We start from the raw sequence: 21,855 nt of genomic DNA, 5'->3' as shown, positions 1-21,855 counted from the left end.
TCAGTATAAACTCCCCTGAGGACTTAAACCTGACCTAAAACCTCGCCTCGCAGACCTGCTCGTATTCTATGAGGTCGGTTATCTTTGGCTCTTTGCCACAGAGGGGACAGTGCGGGTCCTTGCGGAGCTTTACCTTTCTGAAATCCATAGAAAGCGCATCCATTATAAGGAGCTTTCCCACCAGAGGCTCGCCAATACCCAGCAGAACCTTTATGGCTTCAGTCGCCTGAATACAGCCCATTATGCCACCTATGGAGCCAAGAATTCCTGCCTCCTGACAGGAAGGAACAAGACCTGGGGGTGGGGGCTCTGGATAGAGGCATCTGTAGCAGGGGGAACTGTCCTTATCTCTGTAGTCAAAGACGGAAATCTGTCCCTCAAACCTCAGCATTGCCGCAGAGACAAGGGGCTTGCCAAGAAAGTAGCAGGCGTCGTTTATGAGAAACCTTGTGGGGAAGTTGTCTGTGCCATCCAGAACTATATCATAGTCCTTTATTATGTCCATTATGTTGGACTTGTTGAGCATGGTGTTGTAGGTTATCACCTTTACATCGGGGTTTAGCTTTTCCACCGTCATGCGTGCAGACTCCACTTTTGGCACTCCAACCCTTTCTGTGCTGTGAAGTATCTGTCTCTGGAGGTTGGAAAAGTCCACCACATCAAAGTCCACTATGCCTATGGTGCCCACACCCGCAGCAGCAAGGTAATATATGGAAGGGGAGCCAAGTCCGCCAGCACCCACCACAAGCACCTTTGAATTCAGGAGCTTTTCCTGCCCTTTGCCACCCACTTCTGGCAGGATTATATGCCTTGCATACCTCTTTATCTGCTCCTCTGTAAACTGAAACATAAGAGTAAATTATAAGCCAGCTCAGTCCTCGGCAACTGTTTTGACCGTCAGAGCACCCGCTACAACTTCAACTTTGGGCTTTTATGTGCTATATTTAAAATATGACTTTTATCATGCTGGAGGTGAAGAATGAAAAATGTTATATTCAATACGCCGGACCACAAGGTAGCTTTCTTTGAAGAGCTTATCCCTGCCTCGGCTGTGCAGTCAAATCAGGCGCTCATAATTCACAAGGGTGAAGGCATGCTTCTTGACCCTGGAGGCCACAAGGTCTTTTCCAAGCTCCTGTCAGACCTTTCCCTCTACATTCCTCCAAGCCAGATAAAATACATATTCCTTTCCCATCAGGACCCTGACATAGTGGCTTCCATAAACGGCTGGCTCATGACCACAAAGGCGGTAGCCTATATCTCCAAGCTATGGATGAGGTTTCTTCCACACTTTGGACTGGATTCCCAGCTGGAGGACAGGGTTTTCCCCATAGATGATGGCGGGACTGTGCTCACTCTCGGTGGAGACTGTAAGATTTACATACTGCCCGCACACTTTCTGCACTCGGAGGGCAACTTTCAGGTCTATGACCCCTGCTCAAAGATACTCTTCTCTGGAGACCTTGGGGCATCTCTGGGGCAGGACTACTTTGTGGTGGAAGACTTTGATAGTCACATAAAGTATATGGAAGGCTTCCACAGGAGGTATATGGTAAGCAACAAGATTCTGCGCTTCTGGGCAAACATGGTGCGTCAGCTGGACATTGAGATGATTGTGCCACAACATGGAGCAATCTTCAAGGGCAAGGACATGGTAAACCGCTTTATAGAGTGGGTGGAAAACCTTGAGGTGGGTGTTGACCTGATGACGCAGGAGAGATACAGAGTTCCTGTTGGGTAAAAAGTTCAGATTTCCTCATAGTTTGGTGCTGGTTTAATCTGAGCTTACAGCTCAACCTTCTGCCTGCTTGCATCCGAATACCTAAAGCCTTATAAGCTATAAGGGGCATGAAAGACTTTGTGCATCTTCACCTTCATACGCAGTATTCGCTTTTGGACGGTGCCATAAAGGTGAAAGACCTTGCAAAGAGGGCAAAGGAGCTGGGCTACAGGGCGGTAGCCATCACAGACCACGGGAACCTCTTTGGTATCGTGGACTTTTACAGGAGCATGAAAGCGGTGGGCATAAAGCCCATCATAGGCATGGAAGCCTACTTTACCACTGGTTCTCGCTTTGACAGAAAGGGCAAGGGCTCGGAGGACAACATAACAGACAGACACAATCACCATCTTATACTTATCGCAAGGAATGACGCCGGACTTAAAAACCTCATGAAGCTCTCCACCCTCTCCTACAAGGAGGGTTTTTACTACAAGCCGAGGATTGATTATGAGCTTCTCAGTCAGTATCATGAAGGGCTTATAGCCATAACCGCATGTCTTAAGGGTGTTCCCACCTATTACGCAAGTCTTGGGGATGAGGAAAAGGCCACTGAGTGGGTCAAAAAGTTTTTAGACCTCTTTGGCGAGGACCTTTATCTTGAGCTTCAGTCCAATTCTCTTCCTGAGCAGGAAGTTGCCAACAGAAACCTCATAAGGATAGCCCAGAGATTTGGAGTAAAGCTAATTGCCACCAACGACTCCCACTACCTTATGCCCGAGGACAGACTTGCCCATCAGGTGCTCATGGCAATACAGATGAAAAAAACCCTTACTGAGATTCAGCAGGGTGGAGGACTGAAGTGTGCCAACGAGGGGCTCCATTTTGCCTCCGCCGAGGAGGTATGGGAAAAGTTCAGAGACAAGTTTGATGGATGGGAAAGGGCACTTCTTAACACCCTTGAGGTGGCGGAAAAGACCGCAGAGAGCTTCCAGCTTCTGGAGGGCGGTGGCTATCTCATGCCACACTTTCCCACAGAAGGCGTGCCACTACAGGAATTCTTAAAAGACCTTGCTATAAAAGGGCTAAAACAGAGGATAGCCCAGGGTCTGGCAGAAGATAGCAGAGAATACTGGGAAAGATTGACTTTTGAGCTGGATGTGGTATCCCGCATGGGATTTGAGGGATACTTTCTTATAGTTCAGGACTTTATAAACTGGGCAAAGTCTCAGGGCATACCGGTTGGTCCAGGAAGGGGCTCCGCCGCAGGCTCTCTGCTTGCCTTTGCCCTTGGCATAACGGATGTGGACCCCATAAGGCACGGGCTTTTGTTTGAGAGGTTTCTCAACCCCGAGAGGGTTTCCATGCCCGACATTGACGTGGACTTCTGCATGGAGAACAGAGACAGGGTAATAGAGTATGTGAGGGACAAATACGGTGCAGAGAATGTGGCCCAGATAATCACCTACAACGTGATGAAGGCAAAGCAGACCCTCAGGGATGTGGCAAGAGCCCTTGGCATATCCTATCAGACTGCAGACACGCTTGCCAAGCTCATACCGCAGGGTGATGTGCAGGGCACTTGGCTGTCTCTGGAAGAGATGTTCCTTGTGCCTATAGAGGAGCTTTTGAAAAAATACGGAAGGCACAGAACAGACATAGAGGAAAACGCCACAAAGTTCAGAAGGTTATGTGAGGAAAGCCCTGAGCTAAAGAAGCTTGTAGAGATTGCCCTCAGGCTTGAAGGTCTAACAAGACATACCTCACTGCATGCTGCGGGTGTTGTCATAGCACCAAAACCTCTTGAGGAGCTTCTGCCCCTTTACTACGACAAGGAGGGTGCGGTGGCTACGCAGTTTGACATGGGGAAGCTGGAAGAGGTAGGGCTCATAAAGATGGACTTTCTGGGTCTGAAGACTCTCACGGAGCTTCAGAAGGTGAGGGAGTTCATAAAAGAAAGGCACGGGGTGGAAATAGACTACCTCAGTCTTCCCCTTGACGATAGGGATGTTTATGACCTTTTGAGAGAAGGAAACACCACGGGCGTCTTCCAGCTTGAGAGCAGTGGTATGAAAACCCTGCTTAAAAGACTTGCCCCCGACAGCTTTGAAGACATTGTGGCTGTGCTTGCTCTCTACAGACCTGGACCACTCAAGAGCGGTCTTGTGGATAGCTACATAAACAGAAAGCACGGAAAAGAACCAGTGGAATACCCATTCCCCGAGCTTGAGCCGGTGCTGAAAGAAACCTACGGCGTGTGGGTATATCAGGAACAAATCATGAAAGCCTCTCAGATTCTTGCGGGCTTTACCCCCGGTGAGGCAGATACCCTCAGAAAGGCAATAGGCAAGAAAAAGGCGGACCTTATGGCACAGATGAAAGAAAAGTTCATAAAGGGTGCGGTAGAGAGAGGATACGATGAAAAGAGGATAAACCAGCTCTGGGAAGATATAGAGAAGTTTGCCAGCTATTCTTTTAACAAGTCCCACTCTGTAGCCTACGGTTATCTGTCCTACTGGACTGCCTATGCAAAGGCGCACTACCCTGAGGAGTTTTTCTGCGTAAAGCTCTCAACTGAGAAGAACGACAGAAAGTTTATAAACCTTCTCAAGGATGCAAAGGCAGAGGGCTTTAAACTTCTGCCACCGGACATAAACAGGAGCGGTATGGACTTTGTTATAGAGGGTCAAAAGACCATAAGGTTTGGTCTTGCCCGTATAAAGGGTGTAGGTGAGGACACGGCAAGGCTCATTGTGGAGAGCAGGAAAAGACCATGGACTTCTCTGGGAGACTTCATAAGGACTGTGGACAGCAAAAAGGTTAACAAAAAAACCCTTGAAGCTCTCATAAAGGCGGGAGCCTTTGACTTCAGCGGTGAAAAACGCACGGAGCTGCTTCAGAGGCTTGAGGGTGGCTCTCTAATGGTTAAAGGACTCTTCGGTGGGGAAAGAATAAGGGAAGAGGATTACTCTAAATATGAAAAGGAGGTCCTTGGCTTTTATGTGTCCTCACACCCTCTTGACCCCTATGAAAAGCTCTTCAGGGGCAGGGTTTCAAACCTTGAGGTGCTGGAGGAGGTCCAGGAGGGGGCCTACACCCTCGCAGGAGTTATAACAGAGCTCAAAGTGAAGAAAACACAGAAGGGCAACCATATTGCCCTCTTCAACCTTGTGGACAAAACAGGCATAGCACAGGTCTTTGTCTTCCCAGAAACATACACCCAGAACAGGGAAAAGATAAAGGAAGACCAGATAATAGTGGGCAGGTTTGACCTGGATATAGACCAGGAAACAGAAGAAGTCAAGTTAATCCTCAGGGAGGTGCATACACCCGAGGAGTTCCTCAGAGGTGAGGGCATGAGTATAAGGCTTGTTTTTCTCAAGGAGCTTGAAGAAGAAAATCTTCTGAGGCTGAAAGAGCTCATAAGAGAGTGCGAAGACCCGGAGGGTAAAGAGCTCACCCTTGAGCTGAGGATAAACGGATACAGGACGCTCCTTCAGGCAGACCCGAGGATAAAGGTAGGAACACACATAGTAAAGTTCAGGGAAAGGCTCAGGGAAATGGGCATAAGCTTAGAGGTTTCCTGAAAGGGGAAAGATGGGGAAGCTATCTATCTCCCCTCCAGACTCTAAAGCCTGAATATGCACTTCTACCCACTCAAGAAGGTATGCGGTATCTATACCCCTGAAACCCTCCCTGCATGGCTGGAGCTGCTCATAAACCATCCTGAGAACTCTTAAACAGCTATCTCTTCTTCCACACAGATAATGGTTGTAGGCTATGGCAAGTCTTATAAGGCCCTGATAGCAGTTTCTTGAAAACCTGTCCTCCTTTGGAAAGAGCCTCCACACATCTTCTAACAGCTCGTGAGCAGAGTAGAAATCTCCGCTGTCCCAGAGCCTTTTAGCTTCCTCGAGAAGCTCTCTCTCTTTCAAGCTTTGAACCCCAGGGCAAAGCCCACTGCAAAACTGCCAGCAAAGGCAAGCTTTCTGATAAGCCCCTGCACAAACTCTGTAAATCCTTCAAACATACCCCTGAAGAGGACAAAAAGCTGACCCCAGTGGACCTCAACTATCCCTTTGCTGGCGAGCCACATGAGAGAGAGTATGTAAAGACCAAGCAGGAGCAGGAAAAGGTTGAGCACCCTTCTGGTTGCAAACCCTACCACAAAGCCGGCAAAGCCCGCATAGCCCATATCTAAAAGCAGGTCACCCCAGTTCATTGATACCTGAAGACGCTGGGGTTGAGCACATCCGGATAGTTGGTGGTCATCTCATAGTCAAAGAGCTGCTTTCTTATCCTCTGAAGGTCGGACCTATCTGGCCTGAAGGGGTAGCTCTTTATGTCGCTCACGGAGCTGTCTCCAAAGGGTCTGTTGCAGGCAACTTCTGAAGTTTTGCCCCTGCATCCTGAGGTCATGAAGGGTCTTCCGCTCCAGAAGAGCTCTTCAAAGGTATCTTTACCTATGCCAAAGTCCACCACCTGACCTTTTTCGTTGAACTTCATATCCTCATACCGGGCAATCTGGTTGTCTATGAGGTATCTGGCAAACTGAACCCTTCTAAACTGAGGTGCGGGGCATGGCTTTTCCTTTTCCATCATGGAGCCTTCTTCTGGCCAGAAGGAGAAAAGGTGCGTCCTTGCACCAAGGTCTCTTACCCTCTGTATGGTCTCTATCATCTCTTGCTCTGTCTCACCAAGCCCCACCACAAGATGGCACCCTGCGTAACCATCCCCCATCACATCACAGGCCCAGTGGAGCACCTTCCAAAAGGTTTCCCATCTGTGAGGGCTGTTCATGGGTTTTCCACGAAGCTTTTCAAAAACCTCAGGCGTTCCGCAGTCTATGGCAACGGTCACCGTGTCCGCACCCAGCCTTTTGTAGTCCTCCATATCCTCGTAAGTGGTGCCAGTGGCGTTTATGAGAAGGGATACAAAGAGCTGGTCTCCAAGCTCAGAAAGGACTCTTTTGAGCACATACTTTGTATCCCTTATAGCTCTTGGGTGGGTTATCTGCGCTATGCATAGCCTCTCCACATGACCCACCTTCTTTGCCCTTTCTATGATATCGTCCAGCTTTACGGTGGGCCACTCCACCCTTATGAAGTTCTTCTTGGAGTATTCCATCTCCCTCGCCTTCTGTAGACCGCAGTAGGCACAGGTGGCATGGCACCCTGAGGGATAGGTAAGAAGCGTGTTTATACAGCTAAGCCTTGTATTTCTGTAAAACTGTCCCGGCACCATACCGAGGGTCATAGCAGCAGCCATGCTTATCTGAAGGTATTCGGGGCTTTCCTTCTGCTCTGTGAGCCTTTCAAGAACCAGTCTGTCCATACTTACACCTCCAGAAAGTTATTATAAGCCTTCCCCGAGGCTTACCTTTAAAAATTTCTTATGAGCCTATAAGCTCACCTTTTCCCCCTTTTCTCCATTACAATTCTGGAAACCTCCGCAGCCTTTTGTGGGTCCATAGCCTCCAGTATGGCAGCCGCCTGTCTTTCCCTAAGGTTTAGCAGAATCTCTGCAGCCAGGTTCGGGTCAAGATTGTTCATTATGGCACCCGCCTCGTCAGGAGATGCCTTGTTGAATATATCCACAAGTTTTTTCACCTCCGGTCTTTGTTCCTCCTTTGGAGCTGGTGCTCTTTTAAGTTCTTCAAGTTTTTTCCTTTCTTCTTCAATCTTTCTGAGCTTTTCCTCAAGGTCCTTTGAGATTGCACTCAGCTCATCTCTCGCCTTCTTCTCCCTTTCTTCCTTCAGTTTTTTCTGAAGGGCAGACTGAGGAAAGGCAAAGCTGAAAAAAAGCAGCGCAGAAAGTAGAACCTTAACCATTCCACAACCTGTGCTTTATAAGATGTAAAAATCCCGCTTTCTGAAACTCAAAGTTCAGGTTTTTTACCATGCTCTCCCTTTCTCTGTTTACTCTGAGTATATCAAGCGCCTTTACATCTCTGTAAGCCTGTTTTAGCTTTTCTTTCCTTTCCTCTCTCAAAACCTCCAGCTCTCGGAGCTTTTCTGTCAGTTCCTTTTTCCTGGCCATAAGGGCCCTGTATTGAAAGAGCAGGCCCTCAGAAAAGGAAACCTTTGCCTTCTCGTTTACAGCTTCTGCCTCACCTTCCAAAGCTTTTATCTGCTCTTTTATGGCCTCAATCTGCATCTGAACTTCTCTCAGCTCCCTTGCCCTTGCCTCCTTTATACCCTCCTTCAGTTTTATTATCCTTCTTAAGGCCATGTTAAAATTATAAACCCTATGCACGCTGAAGTCTCTGAGCTCATAGAGATTGGTAGGGTTCTCCATTCAAGGGGATGGCTTCCTGCGAGCGGTGGGAACCTCTCTGCAAGGCTTGGAGAGGATAAGGTGCTCATAACCGCATCTGGAAGCCACAAGGGACATCTCACAAGAGAGGACTTTGTTATAGTTAACCTGAAGGGTGATGTTATGGAAGGTTCAAAAAAACCCTCCGCAGAAACTTTCCTTCATCTTCTGGTATACAGAGCCTTTCCAGAGGTCAATTCAGTCCTTCATGTTCACTCGGTCAATTCCACCCTCATATCAAGAGTATCCAAGGGTGACGTATGGCTTGAGGGATACGAACTTTTAAAGGCCTTTGACGGCATAAAAACACATGAAACGAGCTTATGCGTTCCAGTTTTTGAAAACTCCCAACACATGGAGGAGCTCTCTAAGCTGGTTGAAGGCAGGCTCAGAGAGGGCAAATTCTACGGCTTTCTTCTCAAGTCTCATGGACTCTACACCTGGGGCAGAAGTATAAGGGAGGCATACATAAGGCTTGAGGCTTTTGAGTTCCTCCTTGAATGCGAGCTTAAGATGATTCTGAAGGCATGAGGGCAAGGCTTTATATTGCAGATGCGAGAAGTATGGAGGAACTGGAGGATGAAAGTGTAGACCTTGTTGTTACCTCGCCACCTTACTGGCATATAAAAGATTATGGAGTTGAAGGTCAGATAGGATATGGGCAGAGCCTTCATAAGTATTTAAAAGACCTTTACCTCGTGTTTAGAGAGTGCTTTAGAGTTTTAAAAGGCGGGACGAAGCTGTGTATTAACATAGGAGACCAGTTTGCCAGAAGTGTTGTATACGGAAAGTATAAAGTAATACCCTTGCATGCAGAAGTAATATCCATGTGTGAGCAAATAGGTTTTGACTATATGGGTGCCATAATATGGCAGAAGAAAACCACCATGAACACCACCGGCGGTGCAAACATCATGGGAAGTTTTCCCTATCCACCGAATGGAGTTGTAGAAATAGACTACGAGTTTATTCTTATATTCAAAAAGGAAGGCAAAAGAAAAGTTGAAAGGAATATCAAAGAAGCCTCTAAGTTGACAAAAGAAGAATGGAAAGAATATTTTTCAGGTCACTGGAACTTTGGAGGTGCAAGGCAGATAGACCACGAAGCGGTATTTCCTGAAGAGCTCCCAAGAAGACTTATAAAGATGTTTTCTTTCGTTGGAGATACAGTGCTTGACCCCTTTTCAGGCAGTGGAACCACTCTTAAGGTGGCGGTTAAGCTAAATAGAAAGGCTGTGGGCTACGAGGTTAATGAGAGATATGCATCTATAGCAAGGCAGAAGCTGGGCGTATTCGGGCTTGATATTATAAAAAGAGAGCATAAGGAGTTTAAGACAGAACCAGTAGACTACAGACCAAGTGTTAAGGATGCAAAACCATTAATTGATGAAAGAATGTTAAAGCTTGGTAAAGATAGCTTATACAGAGTTGTGGATGTGGTTTCTGAAGATACCATACTGCTTTCTACAGGATTGAAAGTAAAACTTGCAAATATAAGAATTAAAGACAAGAAATCTGCTATTGAATACCTAAATAAGTATGTGAAAGGAAAGGATGTTATACTCAGAATATATAATGAACTAGCAGACTCGGATACGGTCAGGGCTAAGGTTTTTCTGAAGAACAGAATACACATAAACAGAAAAATGGTTCAGATGGACATAGCAGAGGAGGTAAGGGATGAATAACAAAAGAAAGGAGTGGTTACTGAATATTGCTACAAACCGATGGCAACTGAATAGACCAAAGTATGTGGGGAAAGTGGCTGAGGAAATACGACAGTGTTCTCCCAAAAAACTGGAAGATTGGATTGAATACTATAGAGAGAAGGTCAGACCAAATAAATACGAAGATATGAGAAAGCATATTCCAGAACTTACTATAGACCATTATCTTGAACTGCTTGGGCTTGAACTTTGTAAAAGAATTCACGAGAATATAAGAAAGGAGATAGAAAGTATAACAGACGAAGACTGTGTTTCTTACATAAGAGAGCTGGTATTCAACAGAACATTTCAGGGCTATATTAGAGAAAAACAAACTGTTTACCAACGCCTTGAGGATATGCTTGGAGTGAAAATTGAGCCTGCACCTGATATCTGGGACAGAAAATATAACATTGACTTTTACATAAAATGTAAAAATGGAATAATAGGCCTTCAGATAAAGCCTATCACCTATCAACAAACTCCTCAGGTGCATAACTGGAGAAGCTGGCTAAAGGCTTCTCATGAAAGATTTAAAAGGGAGGTTGGTGGAGAGGTTTTTGTGATATTCTCCGTAAAAAAAGACAAGGGTGTGAAATATATTTATAACGAGGATGAGCTCGTGGAGTCTATTAGGAAGGCTATGATACTTTCAGGAGGTCCAGCATGAGCCTACTTGCCATCTTTGACCAAGAGGGAAAACTTGTAGAGACTGTGAAGGAATACGAAGAGATAGCCCGCAGGCTATCCACCATAGGTGTTCGCCTTGAGAGGTGGAAGACAGACAGAGAACTTCCATGGTCTGCAAGCCAGGAAGAGGTGCTACAGGCTTACAGGGAGGATGTGGACAGGATAGTCAGGGAGTTTGATTTTAAGTCCATAGACGTGGTGAGCCTCACACCCGACCATCCAAGAAAGGAAGAGCTAAGAAACATGTTTCTTTCAGAGCATACACATTCGGACTTTGAGGTAAGGTTCTTTGTAGACGGCTCTGGAACCTTTTATCTTCATCCTGATGACAGGGTTTATGTGGTTGTGTGTGAAAAAGGGGACTTTATAAGCGTGCCGGCCAACACTAAACACTGGTTTGACATGGGCACAGAGCCCTTCTTCAAGGCTATAAGGTTCTTCTCCATACCAGAGGGCTGGGTTGCAAACTTCACTGGCTCAGATATATCTACAAAGATACCTTCTCACGATGAGCTCCTGGAGCTGGCATGATAAAAGCTATAATCACAGATATAGAGGGGACGACCTCTTCCCTTCACTATGTAAGGGAGGTCATGTTCCCCTACTCAAAGAAAAAGCTCCGGGATTTTCTCGGTGCTCACTGGGAAGAGGGGCACATGAAAGACATAATAAAGAAACTTGAGGAAAGGCTCGGTCAGAGGGTAGACCTTGAGCTGGCGGTAAAAACCTTTGAGGACTGGATAGACAGGGACCTCAAAGAGCCTCTTCTCAAAGAGCTTCAGGGACACATATGGGAGGAGGGCTTTCTCTCTGGAGAGCTTAAGGGACACATCTACGAAGATGCCTATAAAAGGCTCAAAGAGTGGAAGGAAAAGGGCTACAGGCTCTATGTGTATTCCTCTGGCTCTGTAAAGGCTCAGAAGCTATTTTTTGGAAACACAGAGTATGGGGACATAACTTATCTCTTTGATGGTTTCTTTGACACTTCCGTGGGGGGCAAGAAGGAAAGGGAGTCTTACCTCAGTATAGCTATGAGCATCGGGATAAAGCCCGAGGAATGCCTCTTCATATCCGATGTGGAAGAGGAAGTAAGCGCCGCAAGGTGTGCAGGTATGAAGACAGTAAGGGTGATAAGGGATGGTGAGATCTCTGACTCCACGCACAGGGTAGTGAGGGACTTTACTCAGATAGAGCCTGAGAGCCTTTAGACAGAACCCTCAGGGAGTAGAGCACGAAAATCACCCCGCCTGCCACCGCAAGAAGGGTGCCCACACCCATAAGACTCAGAGACAGAAGCACAAGGGGGTCATCGGTAAAGCCAGTGCCATAGGTCTTCCTCGGTGCACCCTTGAGTCCTGCAAAGAAAAGCCCCAGCACGAAAAGCACCATACCAGAACCATAAAGATAAACCTGTGGCAGGGAAATCTTGCTGAGCTTCTGAGTGTAGCCAAACTCCTTAAAGAGATGATAGGCAACTGCCATGAAGGCAAGAGTCTGACTTGTTATCACGCCGTGGTAGTGAGCGGGTATGCTCAGGCTGGACTTCATGCCCATGTATCCCGCAGAGGGTTCTATAAAATAATACACAAGAGAGGGAAGCACTCCCGCATAGGCTATGAAAACGCCAAGAAGATAGAGGGTAAGGGAAATGACAAAGGCGGTTGAATAAAGGTCCCTGCCAGCCCTGAAGTTTTTAAGCAGGAAAAATATGTGAAAAAATATGGGAAGACCAAGCCCCACAGCATAACCAAGGTCCGTGAGCCTTCTTGCACTCTCGGAGACCGGGTCTCCAAATATTACGGGAATGAACACATACATAAAGCAGAAAGAAAGAAAGAGAAAACTCAGATACTTGAGCCTTCCAAGCTGAAGCTTTACGCCCCTTATCTCAAACAGGTAATACCATGCATACAGAAACATCACACCGTTTATAAACTGATGCACATGTCCCGGTGCCCAGTAGAGCCTTTCATAAAACAGGTAAAGCTCCTCCCTTGAGCCCGACTTGGGAATAGAAGTAACAAAGGCAAAAAACATAAGCACGGAAAGCAGAACCGACACGGAGGCAAGGTGCTCCCTCGGATTTTCTGAAAACACTCCGGACTCTGCCTTGCCTGTTAATATAAAGGCACCAAGCCAGAAGCCCGCAAAGAAAATAAAAGCACCGAGCCAGAAGAGGGGATGGTCTATAGTGGGCAGATAGTTGTTGGATACCCCCCTGCCAATGCCCAGCAGGGAGACAAAAGCTATGAGGAAAACGCCACCCAGGGAAAGGTAGAAGGGAAGTTTTAGCTCCTCTCTGAAGGTTATCTGCCAGAGAAGAAGACTAAAAGTCAGGAAAAAGCCCACTATGGCAAGGTCCACATGCCCTATGATCGAATGATAAAAGTATCCTGGAGGGACCAGCTTGTAGACCGCAGGAGTCCTCGCCACGGCCGCAACAAGGGCAAGAAAACCACCAAGCCCCAGTGAGATTATGGAAAGCATAAGCCATCTTCTTTGCATTATCTATCTCCTCATGTCAGAAACCATAAGGGAAAAGAGAAGAGCTATGTATAGAACTGAGTAAAAGAACAGAAACATGCCATTAGGCTTTTTAGACAGGACGAACTTTATGGTAAGAAGCAGATATATACTGCTGAGCACGAGAGCTGAGACAAAGTATATGTGCCCTGCAAGCCCATAGAGTGAAGGTAGCAGGCTCAGGGGTAAAAGCCCTGCTGTGTATATGAGGGTCTTTATCTTGGTATGCTCTATGCCCTTTGAAACTGGCAGAGTTGGGATTCCAGCCTTTCTGTAGTCCTCCGCATACTTTATGGCAAGAACCCAGAAGTGGGGCGGTTGCCAGAGAAACATTATGAGAAAGAGTATAAGGGCTTCAAAGCCCACCTCCCCCCTTACTGCCGCATACCCTATAACCGGTGGCAGAGACCCGGATACACCACCTATCTCCGTTGCAAGAGGGCTCCTTCTCTTCAGGGCAACTGTGTAAACAACCACATAAAAAAAGGAGGCAAGAAAAACAAAGAAGGTGGCAAGCAGGTTTACCTCAAGAAGCATTACAACCGCAGAAAGCAGAAGCAGAGAGAAACCAAAAACAAGGGCGTTTAAAGGTGTTATGCTACCACTGGGGAGGGGTCTGTCTTTTGTTCTGCTCATGAGTGCATCAAGGTCCCTGTCAAAAAACTGGTTAAGCACCGCTGAACCCGCAGAGGCAAGACCAGTCCCCAGAAGCGTCCAGAATATGAGCCATGGGTCTGGAAACCCCCTTTTTGCAAGATACATACCTGTAAGAGTGGTTATGAGAACAAGAAGCACTATACCTGGCTTCGTAAGGACTATGTAGTCCCTTATCAGGTTGCTGTATGCTACCGCTCTACCTACCATGCAGGTTTTACCTTTAGCTCGGGCGTTTTCTTAAGCTGGAGGTTGTATGTGAGCCAGGCAAAGAGGAAAAAGCCCATGGCAGTGTCAAGGAATACAAAGGGAAGGAAAAAGCCGGATACCACCATAGATATGGCAAAGAGAAACTGAAGGTTTATTAAAAGGAAGGCTGTGAGAGTAGTCCTGTTAAAGCCAGACACCATTGCCAGAAGGAAGGCAAGCCAGGTCACATAAGATATGTTTCTGTGGGCGAACTGCAGGGCAACCTGCCAGTTGGTAAGGTCGGGAATGAGCTTTCCTGCACATGTGGGCCACTCATGACCACAGGCTTCACCAGAGCCCGTGTATCTGACTAAAACGCCAGTAATCATGGTGGTAAGAGCAAAGGCGTAAGCCCACCAGGGCACCCCACCGGGAACTTCTTCCTTTTGAAGAAACCTGTATGTGAGAACAAGTGCACCCAGAATTATCATGGACTCATATATATGGAAAGATTCGAGGAGCATATGAGAGACATACTTGAGGTTCGGTGCTTCAGACCTTATCATCTTCATGCCTGTAAGAGCAGCAGACAGCGTGAATATAAGAGCAACAAGTGAAACTATTTTGGCAGACCTGGGGGCAGTCCTGTGTCTGAACCACAGGAGAAAGAAGGTGGTAAATACAAATATACCCGCAAGACCGCTTACTGTCCTGTGCCCCATCTCCAGCTTTGCGGCGGTGTCCTTCGGAGGCTGGAAATTACCATAGCACAGGGGCCAATCTGGGCAGGCGAGACCAGAGTCTGTTGACCTGACCGCCCCACCCCATATCATCACTATGTAAGTAAAGAGTATGGCTAGCCCTAAAGACAGTCTCAGCATAATGGTTATAAATTATACCTCAGTAGGTTCTATTATGAGTTCTCTCATGTATTTAAGCAGGCCATCTCTCAGGTCTTCCCTCTGCAGAGCAAACTCAAGAATGGTCTGAATGTATCCCATGGGGGTTCCTGTGTCGTAGACCCTTGAGTCAATTTTTATGGCGTAGACAGCCTCTTCTTCCAGCAGTAGCTTTATGGCGTCGGTGAGCTGTATTTCACCACCTTTACCGGGAGGAGTTATCTTGAGTTTTTCAAATATTCTAGGTGTGAAGAGATATCTGCCTACTATGGCAAGCCTTGATGGGGCTTCTTCAGGCTTTGGTTTTTCCACCAGGTCATCTATTATGTATATGTCCTTCTCAATATGTCTGCCGTCTATTATGCCGTATTTTGAAACATCCTTCTGCTCCACCTCAAAAACCGCTATAACGCTCTTACCAAACCTTCTGTAAACCTCCATCATCTTCCTGAGCACATTATCCTCGTCTCTGAGTATCACATCACCCAGACATACTATAAATGGCTCATAGCCCACCACAGGTTCGGCCACGAGCACTGCATGTCCCAGCCCCAGCTGCTCCTTTTGCCTTATGTATATGGGATTTATGAGCCTGCTTATCTCCATGATGTTTTTCAGGAGCTCCGTCTTTCCACACTGCTCCAGGTGCTTTTCAAGGTCCGTGTTTATATCAAAGTGATGTTCTATTGGTCTTTTGTGCCTACCGGTGACGAATATGACGTTGTCAATGCCTGCCTCAAGACACTCCTCCACTATGAACTGAATGACAGGCTTGTCAATGACTGGAAACATCTCCTTGGGCATGGCTTTTGTGGCAGGGAGAAACCTTGTCCCCCAGCCAGCCACTGGCAGAACTGCCTTTCTCACCTCCATGTCTATACCTCCTCAGAGTAGATTTTTCTCTCTCAAAAGCCTTGCAAGCTCCTCGTCTCTCTTTGCAAGTTTTCTGAGCGCCTCCAGAAAATCTCTGATTTTTGCTTTATTCTCCGTAAGTTCTTCTTCCATCTTTTTTACCCTATCTTCAAAAGGTCTTACCATAGTCTTTCTGTCCCATATGGCAAAACCTATGGTCACCGTAGTTATGCTTACAAAGACGCCGGCAGGTATTCCCATAAATACCAGAATCATCTCAATTTTCTTATTTAGCTCCTCAAACCTTTTATCCACCTGCTCAAACCTTCTGTCAGTTTGTTCCATAAATACCTTTAAGGTCGCCTTAATCTCTGCCACATCCCTCAGAAGTTGTTTTTCTTTCGCAGGCGTAAGGGCAAGAGAGGCATGCAGGAAAATCATAAGGGCAAAAAACAACCTTATCATAAGCCCTCCTCTTCTAAAATATACTTTGCCATTTCCTCACAGGCAAGGGGATTGGCAAAGGCTTTTATGTTCTTTGAAAAAGATTCATAGTCCGCAATAAGCCTATTGAGCCTCTGGATTATGGAATCTGTGTCAGCCTCTTCCTGCGTGAGGACAAGCCCCCCGCCTATCTCCTCTATCTCCTTTGCGTTGTAGAACTGGTGGTTTCCCACTGCATGGGGGAAAGGAACAAAGAGAGAGGGCACGCCATACAGAGAAAGCTCCGTTACCGTTCCCGCACCAGCTCTGCTGAGGGCTACTGTGCTGGCTCTGTATATTAGGTTCATCTTATGGCTGAAGGGAAGAGTGAGGACTTTCATGCTCTTTCCTTCATAGAGGCTCTTTACCCTCTCGTAATCCTTCTCTCCCGTTATGTGTATCCCCTGCCAGCCAGTCTTTAAAAGGACCTGAGGAGCTATTTCATTTAGAAAGTTCGCTCCCTGACTACCTCCCATTACGAGGAGGGTAGTCCTGTCTTCAAGCCCGAGCTCTGAAAGCGCCTCCTCCCTTCTGAGCTTTAACCCCTCAAGCAGGGAACTTCTGATGGGTAGCCCAGTTCTGACCGTCTTGTCCTCAGGAAAATATCTCCTTGAATATTCAAAGGTTATAAACACCCTTTTTGCAAATATTGTCAGAAGCCTGTTCGTTCTGCTGGGTATTGAGTTCTGCTCGTGAAGGTATAGTGAAGCTCTTTTGAAAAGGCATGCCAGTCCGAGGGGAAGGCTTGCGTAGCCTCCAAAAACCACAGCCTTATCCTCCTTACTTACCAGCTCTGCTGTCCTGATACTTCCCAGAAGGTTCTTAAAGAGGGCTGAAAACTTGTCTCTAATACTCCTCCCCATGAAAGGATGAGACTGGACAAAATGGCTCTGCACCGGTATTCTGTCTATAAGTTTTTTTTCAATACCTCTTTCCGAGCCCACAAAAGCAGAGGTTACACCCTTTTCAAGGAGACATTCAATCAGGGCAAGGGCAGGGAAAAAATGTCCACCAGTGCCTCCACCGGACACAAAAACTTTCATTCAGAAGCATTATAAAGTGGGCTTAGCCTGAAGTAAAGAAGAGCACCTCTGAGTATGGAGTAAAAAAGAGTAAGGCTGAGAGCCAAATGTAAAAGGATGGGCACTAAGGTTAACTTCATAAGAGGCAGAAGATACAGGCTCAGTGAAAGCAATAGGCTGAGCAAAAAGCATGCAGTAATAAGCTTCTGGTCTATTACCTCAGACATGAGAGGAACTCTGAAAGCACCTTCGTTGCTTAGATGAAACCACACAAGAAAGGGAATAATCCTGAACATCATACCGATTATAAGAGTTGAAAAGAAGGAACCGAATGCGAAAAGGAATCGCTGACCAAATCCTTCAAGGAGCAGAAGAAGCATAGAAATAAGAAGGTGCAGGTGGGAAAGATACCAGAAAAGCAGGCTCCTGTCCGCAACTTTTCTCTTTCTTGTCAGGAGTCTGTGAAAGGTAATCAGGGCATGGGCTGAGACGAGGAGAGCAAGTGGAAGGGCTGAGAACTTGGACTCACTAAAGGCTATTGCTATGGCGGGAATCAAAAGGTAGGAGAAGTTCATGGCATATAACCTTGGATACGCCTTTGTCACGAAGAACATCTCCACCACCTGAAAGGAAACGCTTGCAACAAGGGAAAAGACCCAGCCAAAGAGCATGGTAAGTAAATGTGCCTTTAAGAGGTATTCCGTGTAAGGAACATAGCCTGAATAAGACAGCACCACAAGAAAGCCCAGAAGGGCACCAATAAGAACAAAAAGGAGGGAAAACTTCATACCTCGCACAGTAGGTGTGTAGCTTTTAATCCTTACAAGCTTGTAAAGCATCAGCAGGCCTGTATAGGCTACAGCCAGAAGAAGCATGAAGGCACCGGCAAGAAGCAAATAGAGGCTCTGAAAATAAAAGCCAGACAGAAAGGGCAGATAGCCAGAAATGGTTAAAAGCCATGAAACAAAAGCCTTTGGTTTTGGTCTTTCTATAACAGCACCTGTTACAACAGGAAGCATCTGAAAAAGGGCACCAAACATGGAAAAGAGAGCAAAACCAATGGTGGTTATGTGAACTAGAAGAGGAAGGCTGAGCCTATCACTGAAAAATGCCACAAGCTCAAGCAGTGAACCCAGAAACCAGAGAAAGCAAGCTGTTGTGAAAAAGCCAGAGACAAGGATAAAAGGCGGAGCCTGTAGTAGGGAGAGCCCTCTGGGGAAATTCATAGAGCTTCCATTTTCTGAACCACTTCAGGTGCGTCAAGGTGCTGGTCACACATGGGGTAGAGTATCTGCTCTTCTTTCATATTGTGCTGTTGTATAAGTATCATAAAGGTCTCCCCTGTAGAAAGAAAAGCCTTCTTATCCCTGCTTTCAAGAGCCTGCTCCATTCTCTCTAAAAGCTCCCTTGCCTGCGCATGCTCCATCCTCATTACCTGTGTTGGGCCCATAACTATCCCTGTCCTCCCCTCAAACTCAGGGAAGAGCACATCCTCTTCCCTTTGAAAGTGCCTGAGCGTTTCCACTTTAAATAGCTCAAACGCCTTCTTCGCCTCCTCCCAGCTCCCGGAGCTGACAAGCTCTTCCACTCTTGCGTAGAGGTCATCACATTCTCTGTGTTCCTCTGTCAGATACTCTGTTATGGTAAACATGTTTCACCTCCTTTGGGCATTCTGATAGTATATATATACTTACTTTTTCCCCTCCGTCAAGGGGCTATATTAAATCCCCATGAAAGTTTCTCTCTTCACCCTCGGTTGCAGGAGCAACTACTTTGACTCCGAGCTCATGGCAGATAATTTCAGGCGAAAGGGATACAGGGTTGTAAACTCTGAAGAGGCTGTGGACATATACATAGTAAACACATGCACCGTCACCTCTGAGGCAGACAGGTCATCCCGTCAGGCTATACGCAGGGCAAGGAGAAAAAATCCCAGTGCAGTAGTGGTTGCCACAGGGTGCTATGCACAGGTTAACCCTCAGGCACTTGCCAGCATGGAGGAGGTTGACCTTGTAGTGGGTAACTCACACAGACACAGAATAGTTGAATTAGTGGAGGATTTCCTTCAAAGCAGAGGAAAGAAGGTCTTTGTAGATAATATATTTCGCCAGTCCAAACTTGAAAGCTTTGACCTTGTAACATACTTTGAAAAGGCAAGACCCTTCATAAAGGTTCAGGAGGGTTGCAATCGTTTCTGCACCTTTTGTGTAATACCCTACGCAAGGGGAAAGGTGAGGAGCGTCCCTGAGGAGAAGGTGTTGCAGGAGGTGCAGTTGCTCGCAGAGAGGGGCTTTCAGGAAATAGTTCTGACAGGCACCCAGCTCACCCAGTATGGATGGGACATGGGAACAAGCCTTCATGAACTTCTGAAAGGACTTCTTAAGGTTAAGGGGATAGAGGTCATAAGGCTCTCTTCCCTGTATCCCGCAGAGATTGACCACAGGCTTTTTGATTTGATAACCTCGGAAGAGAAGATAGCTCCGCATTTTCATCTTTCCCTTCAGAGCGGTTCTGACAAAATTCTTGAGCTCATGGAAAGGGAATACACATCAGAGGATTACAGAAGGCTTGTGGAAAGAATAGTCAGCAGAAGACCCCTTTCTGCCATTGGCACGGACATAATAGTTGGCTTTCCCAAAGAGACAGAGGACGACTTTGAAAAAACTTACAGACTTCTTGAGGAGCTTCCTATAGCCTACATGCACATTTTCCCCTACTCAGACAGACCCTTTGCAAAGGCAAACAAAATGAAGGGGAAGATTCCTTCTGAGGTAAGAGAAGAGAGAGTATGCAGGCTGAAGGAGCTGGATAGAAAAAAAAGAGAGGAGTTCTACAAACAAAACATGGGGAAGAGCCTGAGAGCCACTGTAATAGACAGAGGCAGACTCCTTACGGAAAACTACCTGCATGTGGAAAGGGAAAACATGGAAGAAGTAGGGAAAGTTGTCAGGATTGTGCTTTAATGCGTGTTATAATACATACAGACAAAACCTTTACAGGAGGGTCGGTGATATGAGAAAGCTGGTTATTCCTATATTGTTTGGCCTTTCCCTTGGATACGCCCAGAGTGGCGACACAAAAACCACCGAAAGGCAGATACCCGTGGTAAGATGTTCAGAACCCACCTATTCCATAATGGTGATGGAGCTTGACTGTAAGGCAAATGCCTGTCAGCAGCCAAACCCCGGAGCACCCCACATTGCATACATCTATGAAGTGCTCTCTGGAACCGGCGGCGTAAGGGGCTTTGGCACAGGTATGACTGCCATGCTCACAAATGCCCTCAAAGCGACCAATTGCTTCAGAATAGTGGACCTTGAACAGTATGAAAAGATGAAGAGACTACTTGCTGCCACTGGACAGCAGGTTCAGCCTCCAAAGGTTGACTACGTGGTATCCGGTTCCATAACAGCTCTTGAGCTTGAGAGAAGCGGAGGCGCGCTCGGAGGTGGTCTCATTCCAGTATTGGGAGCCATAAACGTAAGAAAGGACAAGGCAAGGCTTGGCGTAGAAATTAACGTGATGAACCCACAGACCCTTGAAATAGCCTTTTCTAACTCCTTTGATGCAAACTCAGAAAAGTCTTCTTGGGGGCTTTTTGGTGCAGGATGGGGTGGTGCAGGTGCAGCTGGTGGGGGATGGAGTGTGAGCAAGAACATGTCCCTTGACATGGTTGCCAGAGATGTGGTGGTTCAGGTTGCAAACTCCATAGCAGAGAAGTTAGCCGGCAATAAAATAGTTGAAAGGCCTGCACCACCAAAGAAGGAGGAGAAAAGAGAAGCAGGTGAGTAAAAACCTCTACCTTCTGCGTCACGCCCAGAGCGAATACAACGAGAAGGGTATATTCCAGGGGAGGCTGGACAGTGACCTGACTCCCCTTGGTTTTGTTCAGGCAAGGCTGGTTGCTCAGGATTTTCTCCACAAAAACATAGAAATCATATACTCCTCCCCTCAGAGAAGGGCTTATAAGACAGCACTCACCATTGCAGATGTTCTTGGGCTTGATGTGGTTGTGGACCAGCGTATAAGGGAGATGTCCTTTGGAGAATACGAGGGAAATCATTTCTGGAAGCTTATGGAAGAAGAGGGAGAACTCTTCAGAGCCTGGCTTTCAAACCCCCTCAAAAACCCCCTCCCCACTCAGGAGGGTATGGAGAACTTCAGAGAGAGGGTTGAAAGCTTTTTGAGAGATATCATTAACGGAAACCATGAAAACCTGCTTGTGGTGGCACACGGGGGGACTCTTCACGCCCTCGTATGCCTTGCTCTCGGGCTTGGGCTTGAGAACCTGTGGAACATTCACATGGACAACACAGGAATAACACACTTGAAGTATAACTCCGGGAGGTTTGAGCTGAAACAGCTCAACAGACTTTGCCATACGAGAGGGCTTTAAAAAGCTCTTCGCAGCCAGAGAAGTCAAAGATTCTCCCAACTTCTAGGATTTCTATTTTTATGGTGCAATTGCACATATACAGACCCTCCCCCCACTCAACCACAAGAACGCCCTTGCCCACAAACTCCTCAAGGTCAAGGTCCCTTACTCTGTAAAGGTCTGCGTGAAGGAGCGGACCCTTTTGTGTAGGATATTCGTTCACGAGAGTAAAGGTGGGGCTTCTTATCTGATAGCCTTCAAGCATCCCCATACCCTGTGCTATGCCCTTCACCAGCGTAGTTTTGCCTGCACCAAGCTGACCGACAAGACAAATCACTTCAGAGCCTTTCAGGAGTTTACCTATAGCCTCTCCTATCCTTATGGTTTCCTCTTCGCAGCTGGAAAATATACGCACCAATGCTATATT

The 21,855-nt window shown here is 46.8% G+C and carries 25 protein-coding genes; 10 read left to right on the top strand and 15 right to left on the bottom strand.

The window, feature by feature from the left end; genetic code table 11:
- Nucleotides 1-34 precede the first annotated feature (34 nt).
- Nucleotides 35-850, bottom strand: coding sequence for a molybdopterin-synthase adenylyltransferase MoeB (moeB, locus tag ACKRDP_RS00255; RefSeq protein WP_409152717.1), 816 nt, complete (start codon nucleotides 848-850; stop codon nucleotides 35-37).
- Between the two features lie 129 nt (nucleotides 851-979).
- Between moeB and ACKRDP_RS00250 the strand changes: the two genes are divergently transcribed.
- Nucleotides 980-1,741, top strand: coding sequence for an oxygen-binding di-iron domain-containing protein (locus ACKRDP_RS00250; RefSeq protein ID WP_409152716.1), 762 nt, complete (start codon nucleotides 980-982; stop codon nucleotides 1,739-1,741).
- A 107-nt stretch (nucleotides 1,742-1,848) separates the two neighbouring features.
- Complete coding sequence (gene dnaE / locus ACKRDP_RS00245) at nucleotides 1,849-5,307, top strand: DNA polymerase III subunit alpha (RefSeq protein ID WP_409152715.1); 3,459 nt, start codon at nucleotides 1,849-1,851, stop codon at nucleotides 5,305-5,307.
- Here dnaE and ACKRDP_RS00240 read toward each other — a convergent pair.
- From ACKRDP_RS00240 to ACKRDP_RS00220, 5 genes are all read right to left on the bottom strand, one after another.
- Nucleotides 5,293-5,655, bottom strand: coding sequence for a DUF309 domain-containing protein (locus tag ACKRDP_RS00240; RefSeq protein WP_409152714.1), 363 nt, complete (start codon nucleotides 5,653-5,655; stop codon nucleotides 5,293-5,295). The genes dnaE and ACKRDP_RS00240 overlap by 15 nt on opposite strands.
- Complete coding sequence (locus ACKRDP_RS00235; RefSeq protein WP_409152713.1) at nucleotides 5,652-5,942, bottom strand: FUN14 domain-containing protein; 291 nt, start codon at nucleotides 5,940-5,942, stop codon at nucleotides 5,652-5,654. Before ACKRDP_RS00235 ends, ACKRDP_RS00240 begins: the two co-directional genes overlap by 4 nt.
- Nucleotides 5,939-7,054: a radical SAM protein gene (locus tag ACKRDP_RS00230; RefSeq protein WP_409152712.1), complete on the bottom strand. Its 1,116-nt coding sequence runs from the start codon at nucleotides 7,052-7,054 to the stop codon at nucleotides 5,939-5,941. Before ACKRDP_RS00230 ends, ACKRDP_RS00235 begins: the two co-directional genes overlap by 4 nt.
- 74 nt (nucleotides 7,055-7,128) lie before the next feature.
- Nucleotides 7,129-7,551: a MotE family protein gene (locus ACKRDP_RS00225; RefSeq protein WP_409152711.1), complete on the bottom strand. Its 423-nt coding sequence runs from the start codon at nucleotides 7,549-7,551 to the stop codon at nucleotides 7,129-7,131.
- Nucleotides 7,544-7,951, bottom strand: coding sequence for a coiled-coil domain-containing protein (locus tag ACKRDP_RS00220; RefSeq protein WP_409152710.1), 408 nt, complete (start codon nucleotides 7,949-7,951; stop codon nucleotides 7,544-7,546). The genes ACKRDP_RS00225 and ACKRDP_RS00220 overlap by 8 nt, the downstream gene beginning before the upstream one ends.
- Before the next feature lie 18 nt (nucleotides 7,952-7,969).
- Between ACKRDP_RS00220 and ACKRDP_RS00215 the strand changes: the two genes are divergently transcribed.
- Genes ACKRDP_RS00215 through mtnC form a run of 5 tightly spaced genes read left to right on the top strand, consistent with a single transcriptional unit; the run spans nucleotide 7,970 to nucleotide 11,639 of the window.
- Nucleotides 7,970-8,566 carry a methylthioribulose 1-phosphate dehydratase gene (locus tag ACKRDP_RS00215; protein WP_409152709.1) on the top strand — a complete coding sequence of 199 codons (597 nt, stop codon included), beginning with the start codon at nucleotides 7,970-7,972 and terminating at the stop codon, nucleotides 8,564-8,566.
- Entirely contained in the window at nucleotides 8,563-9,723 is a 1,161-nt protein-coding gene (locus ACKRDP_RS00210; protein ID WP_409152708.1) for a DNA-methyltransferase, read from the top strand. Before ACKRDP_RS00215 ends, ACKRDP_RS00210 begins: the two co-directional genes overlap by 4 nt.
- Nucleotides 9,716-10,411, top strand: a complete 696-nt coding sequence (locus ACKRDP_RS00205) for an MjaI family restriction endonuclease (protein ID WP_409152707.1) — start codon at nucleotides 9,716-9,718, stop codon at nucleotides 10,409-10,411. The genes ACKRDP_RS00210 and ACKRDP_RS00205 overlap by 8 nt, the downstream gene beginning before the upstream one ends.
- Nucleotides 10,408-10,962 (top strand): 1,2-dihydroxy-3-keto-5-methylthiopentene dioxygenase, encoded by a 555-nt coding sequence (locus tag ACKRDP_RS00200; protein WP_409152706.1) that lies wholly within the window; start codon nucleotides 10,408-10,410, stop codon nucleotides 10,960-10,962. The genes ACKRDP_RS00205 and ACKRDP_RS00200 overlap by 4 nt, the downstream gene beginning before the upstream one ends.
- The gene (gene mtnC, locus ACKRDP_RS00195; RefSeq protein WP_409152705.1) at nucleotides 10,959-11,639 is read left to right on the top strand and encodes an acireductone synthase; all 681 of its coding nucleotides are present in this window, start codon (nucleotides 10,959-10,961) and stop codon (nucleotides 11,637-11,639) included. Before ACKRDP_RS00200 ends, mtnC begins: the two co-directional genes overlap by 4 nt.
- On the opposite strand, the gene ACKRDP_RS00190 is transcribed toward mtnC, so the two are convergent.
- The 8 genes from ACKRDP_RS00190 to ACKRDP_RS00155 are packed head-to-tail and all read right to left on the bottom strand — an operon-like array spanning nucleotide 11,611 to nucleotide 18,704.
- The gene (locus tag ACKRDP_RS00190) at nucleotides 11,611-12,936 is read right to left on the bottom strand and encodes a heme-copper oxidase family protein (protein ID WP_409152704.1); all 1,326 of its coding nucleotides are present in this window, start codon (nucleotides 12,934-12,936) and stop codon (nucleotides 11,611-11,613) included. The genes mtnC and ACKRDP_RS00190 overlap by 29 nt on opposite strands.
- Nucleotides 12,937-12,939: 3 nt before the next feature.
- Entirely contained in the window at nucleotides 12,940-13,818 is an 879-nt protein-coding gene (cyoE, locus tag ACKRDP_RS00185; RefSeq protein ID WP_409152703.1) for a heme o synthase, read from the bottom strand.
- A complete protein-coding gene (locus ACKRDP_RS00180) occupies nucleotides 13,812-14,678 on the bottom strand; it encodes a COX15/CtaA family protein (RefSeq protein WP_409152702.1) in 867 nt (288 codons plus the stop codon). Before ACKRDP_RS00180 ends, cyoE begins: the two co-directional genes overlap by 7 nt.
- Before the next feature lie 12 nt (nucleotides 14,679-14,690).
- Nucleotides 14,691-15,569, bottom strand: a complete 879-nt coding sequence (gene galU / locus ACKRDP_RS00175; RefSeq protein ID WP_409152701.1) for a UTP--glucose-1-phosphate uridylyltransferase GalU — start codon at nucleotides 15,567-15,569, stop codon at nucleotides 14,691-14,693.
- 12 nt (nucleotides 15,570-15,581) lie between these two features.
- Nucleotides 15,582-16,013: a hypothetical protein gene (locus tag ACKRDP_RS00170; RefSeq protein ID WP_409152700.1), complete on the bottom strand. Its 432-nt coding sequence runs from the start codon at nucleotides 16,011-16,013 to the stop codon at nucleotides 15,582-15,584.
- On the bottom strand, nucleotides 16,010-17,074 hold the full coding sequence (murG, locus tag ACKRDP_RS00165) for an undecaprenyldiphospho-muramoylpentapeptide beta-N-acetylglucosaminyltransferase (RefSeq protein WP_409152699.1): 1,065 nt from the start codon (nucleotides 17,072-17,074) through the stop codon (nucleotides 16,010-16,012). Before murG ends, ACKRDP_RS00170 begins: the two co-directional genes overlap by 4 nt.
- Nucleotides 17,071-18,279: a hypothetical protein gene (locus ACKRDP_RS00160; RefSeq protein WP_409152698.1), complete on the bottom strand. Its 1,209-nt coding sequence runs from the start codon at nucleotides 18,277-18,279 to the stop codon at nucleotides 17,071-17,073. The genes murG and ACKRDP_RS00160 overlap by 4 nt, the downstream gene beginning before the upstream one ends.
- Nucleotides 18,276-18,704, bottom strand: coding sequence for a hemerythrin domain-containing protein (locus ACKRDP_RS00155; protein WP_409152697.1), 429 nt, complete (start codon nucleotides 18,702-18,704; stop codon nucleotides 18,276-18,278). Before ACKRDP_RS00155 ends, ACKRDP_RS00160 begins: the two co-directional genes overlap by 4 nt.
- A gap of 79 nt (nucleotides 18,705-18,783) precedes the next feature.
- On the opposite strand from ACKRDP_RS00155, the gene mtaB reads away from it, so the two are divergent.
- The 3 genes from mtaB to ACKRDP_RS00140 are packed head-to-tail and all read left to right on the top strand — an operon-like array spanning nucleotide 18,784 to nucleotide 21,449.
- A complete protein-coding gene (mtaB, locus tag ACKRDP_RS00150; protein ID WP_409152696.1) occupies nucleotides 18,784-20,016 on the top strand; it encodes a tRNA (N(6)-L-threonylcarbamoyladenosine(37)-C(2))-methylthiotransferase MtaB in 1,233 nt (410 codons plus the stop codon).
- 49 nt (nucleotides 20,017-20,065) lie between these two features.
- Entirely contained in the window at nucleotides 20,066-20,845 is a 780-nt protein-coding gene (locus tag ACKRDP_RS00145; RefSeq protein ID WP_409152695.1) for a CsgG/HfaB family protein, read from the top strand.
- The gene (locus ACKRDP_RS00140; protein ID WP_409152694.1) at nucleotides 20,838-21,449 is read left to right on the top strand and encodes a histidine phosphatase family protein; all 612 of its coding nucleotides are present in this window, start codon (nucleotides 20,838-20,840) and stop codon (nucleotides 21,447-21,449) included. The genes ACKRDP_RS00145 and ACKRDP_RS00140 overlap by 8 nt, the downstream gene beginning before the upstream one ends.
- On the opposite strand, the gene tsaE is transcribed toward ACKRDP_RS00140, so the two are convergent.
- Nucleotides 21,418-21,843, bottom strand: coding sequence for a tRNA (adenosine(37)-N6)-threonylcarbamoyltransferase complex ATPase subunit type 1 TsaE (tsaE, locus tag ACKRDP_RS00135; protein WP_409152693.1), 426 nt, complete (start codon nucleotides 21,841-21,843; stop codon nucleotides 21,418-21,420). The genes ACKRDP_RS00140 and tsaE overlap by 32 nt on opposite strands.
- Nucleotides 21,844-21,855: the final 12 nt, after the last annotated feature.

The sequence above is a fragment of the Pampinifervens navoyensis genome, assembly GCF_046159715.1.
GTDB lineage: Bacteria > Aquificota > Aquificia > Aquificales > Aquificaceae > Pampinifervens.
The sequence above is the reverse complement of the archived record's forward strand: the minus strand, read 5'-3'. Positions and strand labels throughout refer to the sequence as shown.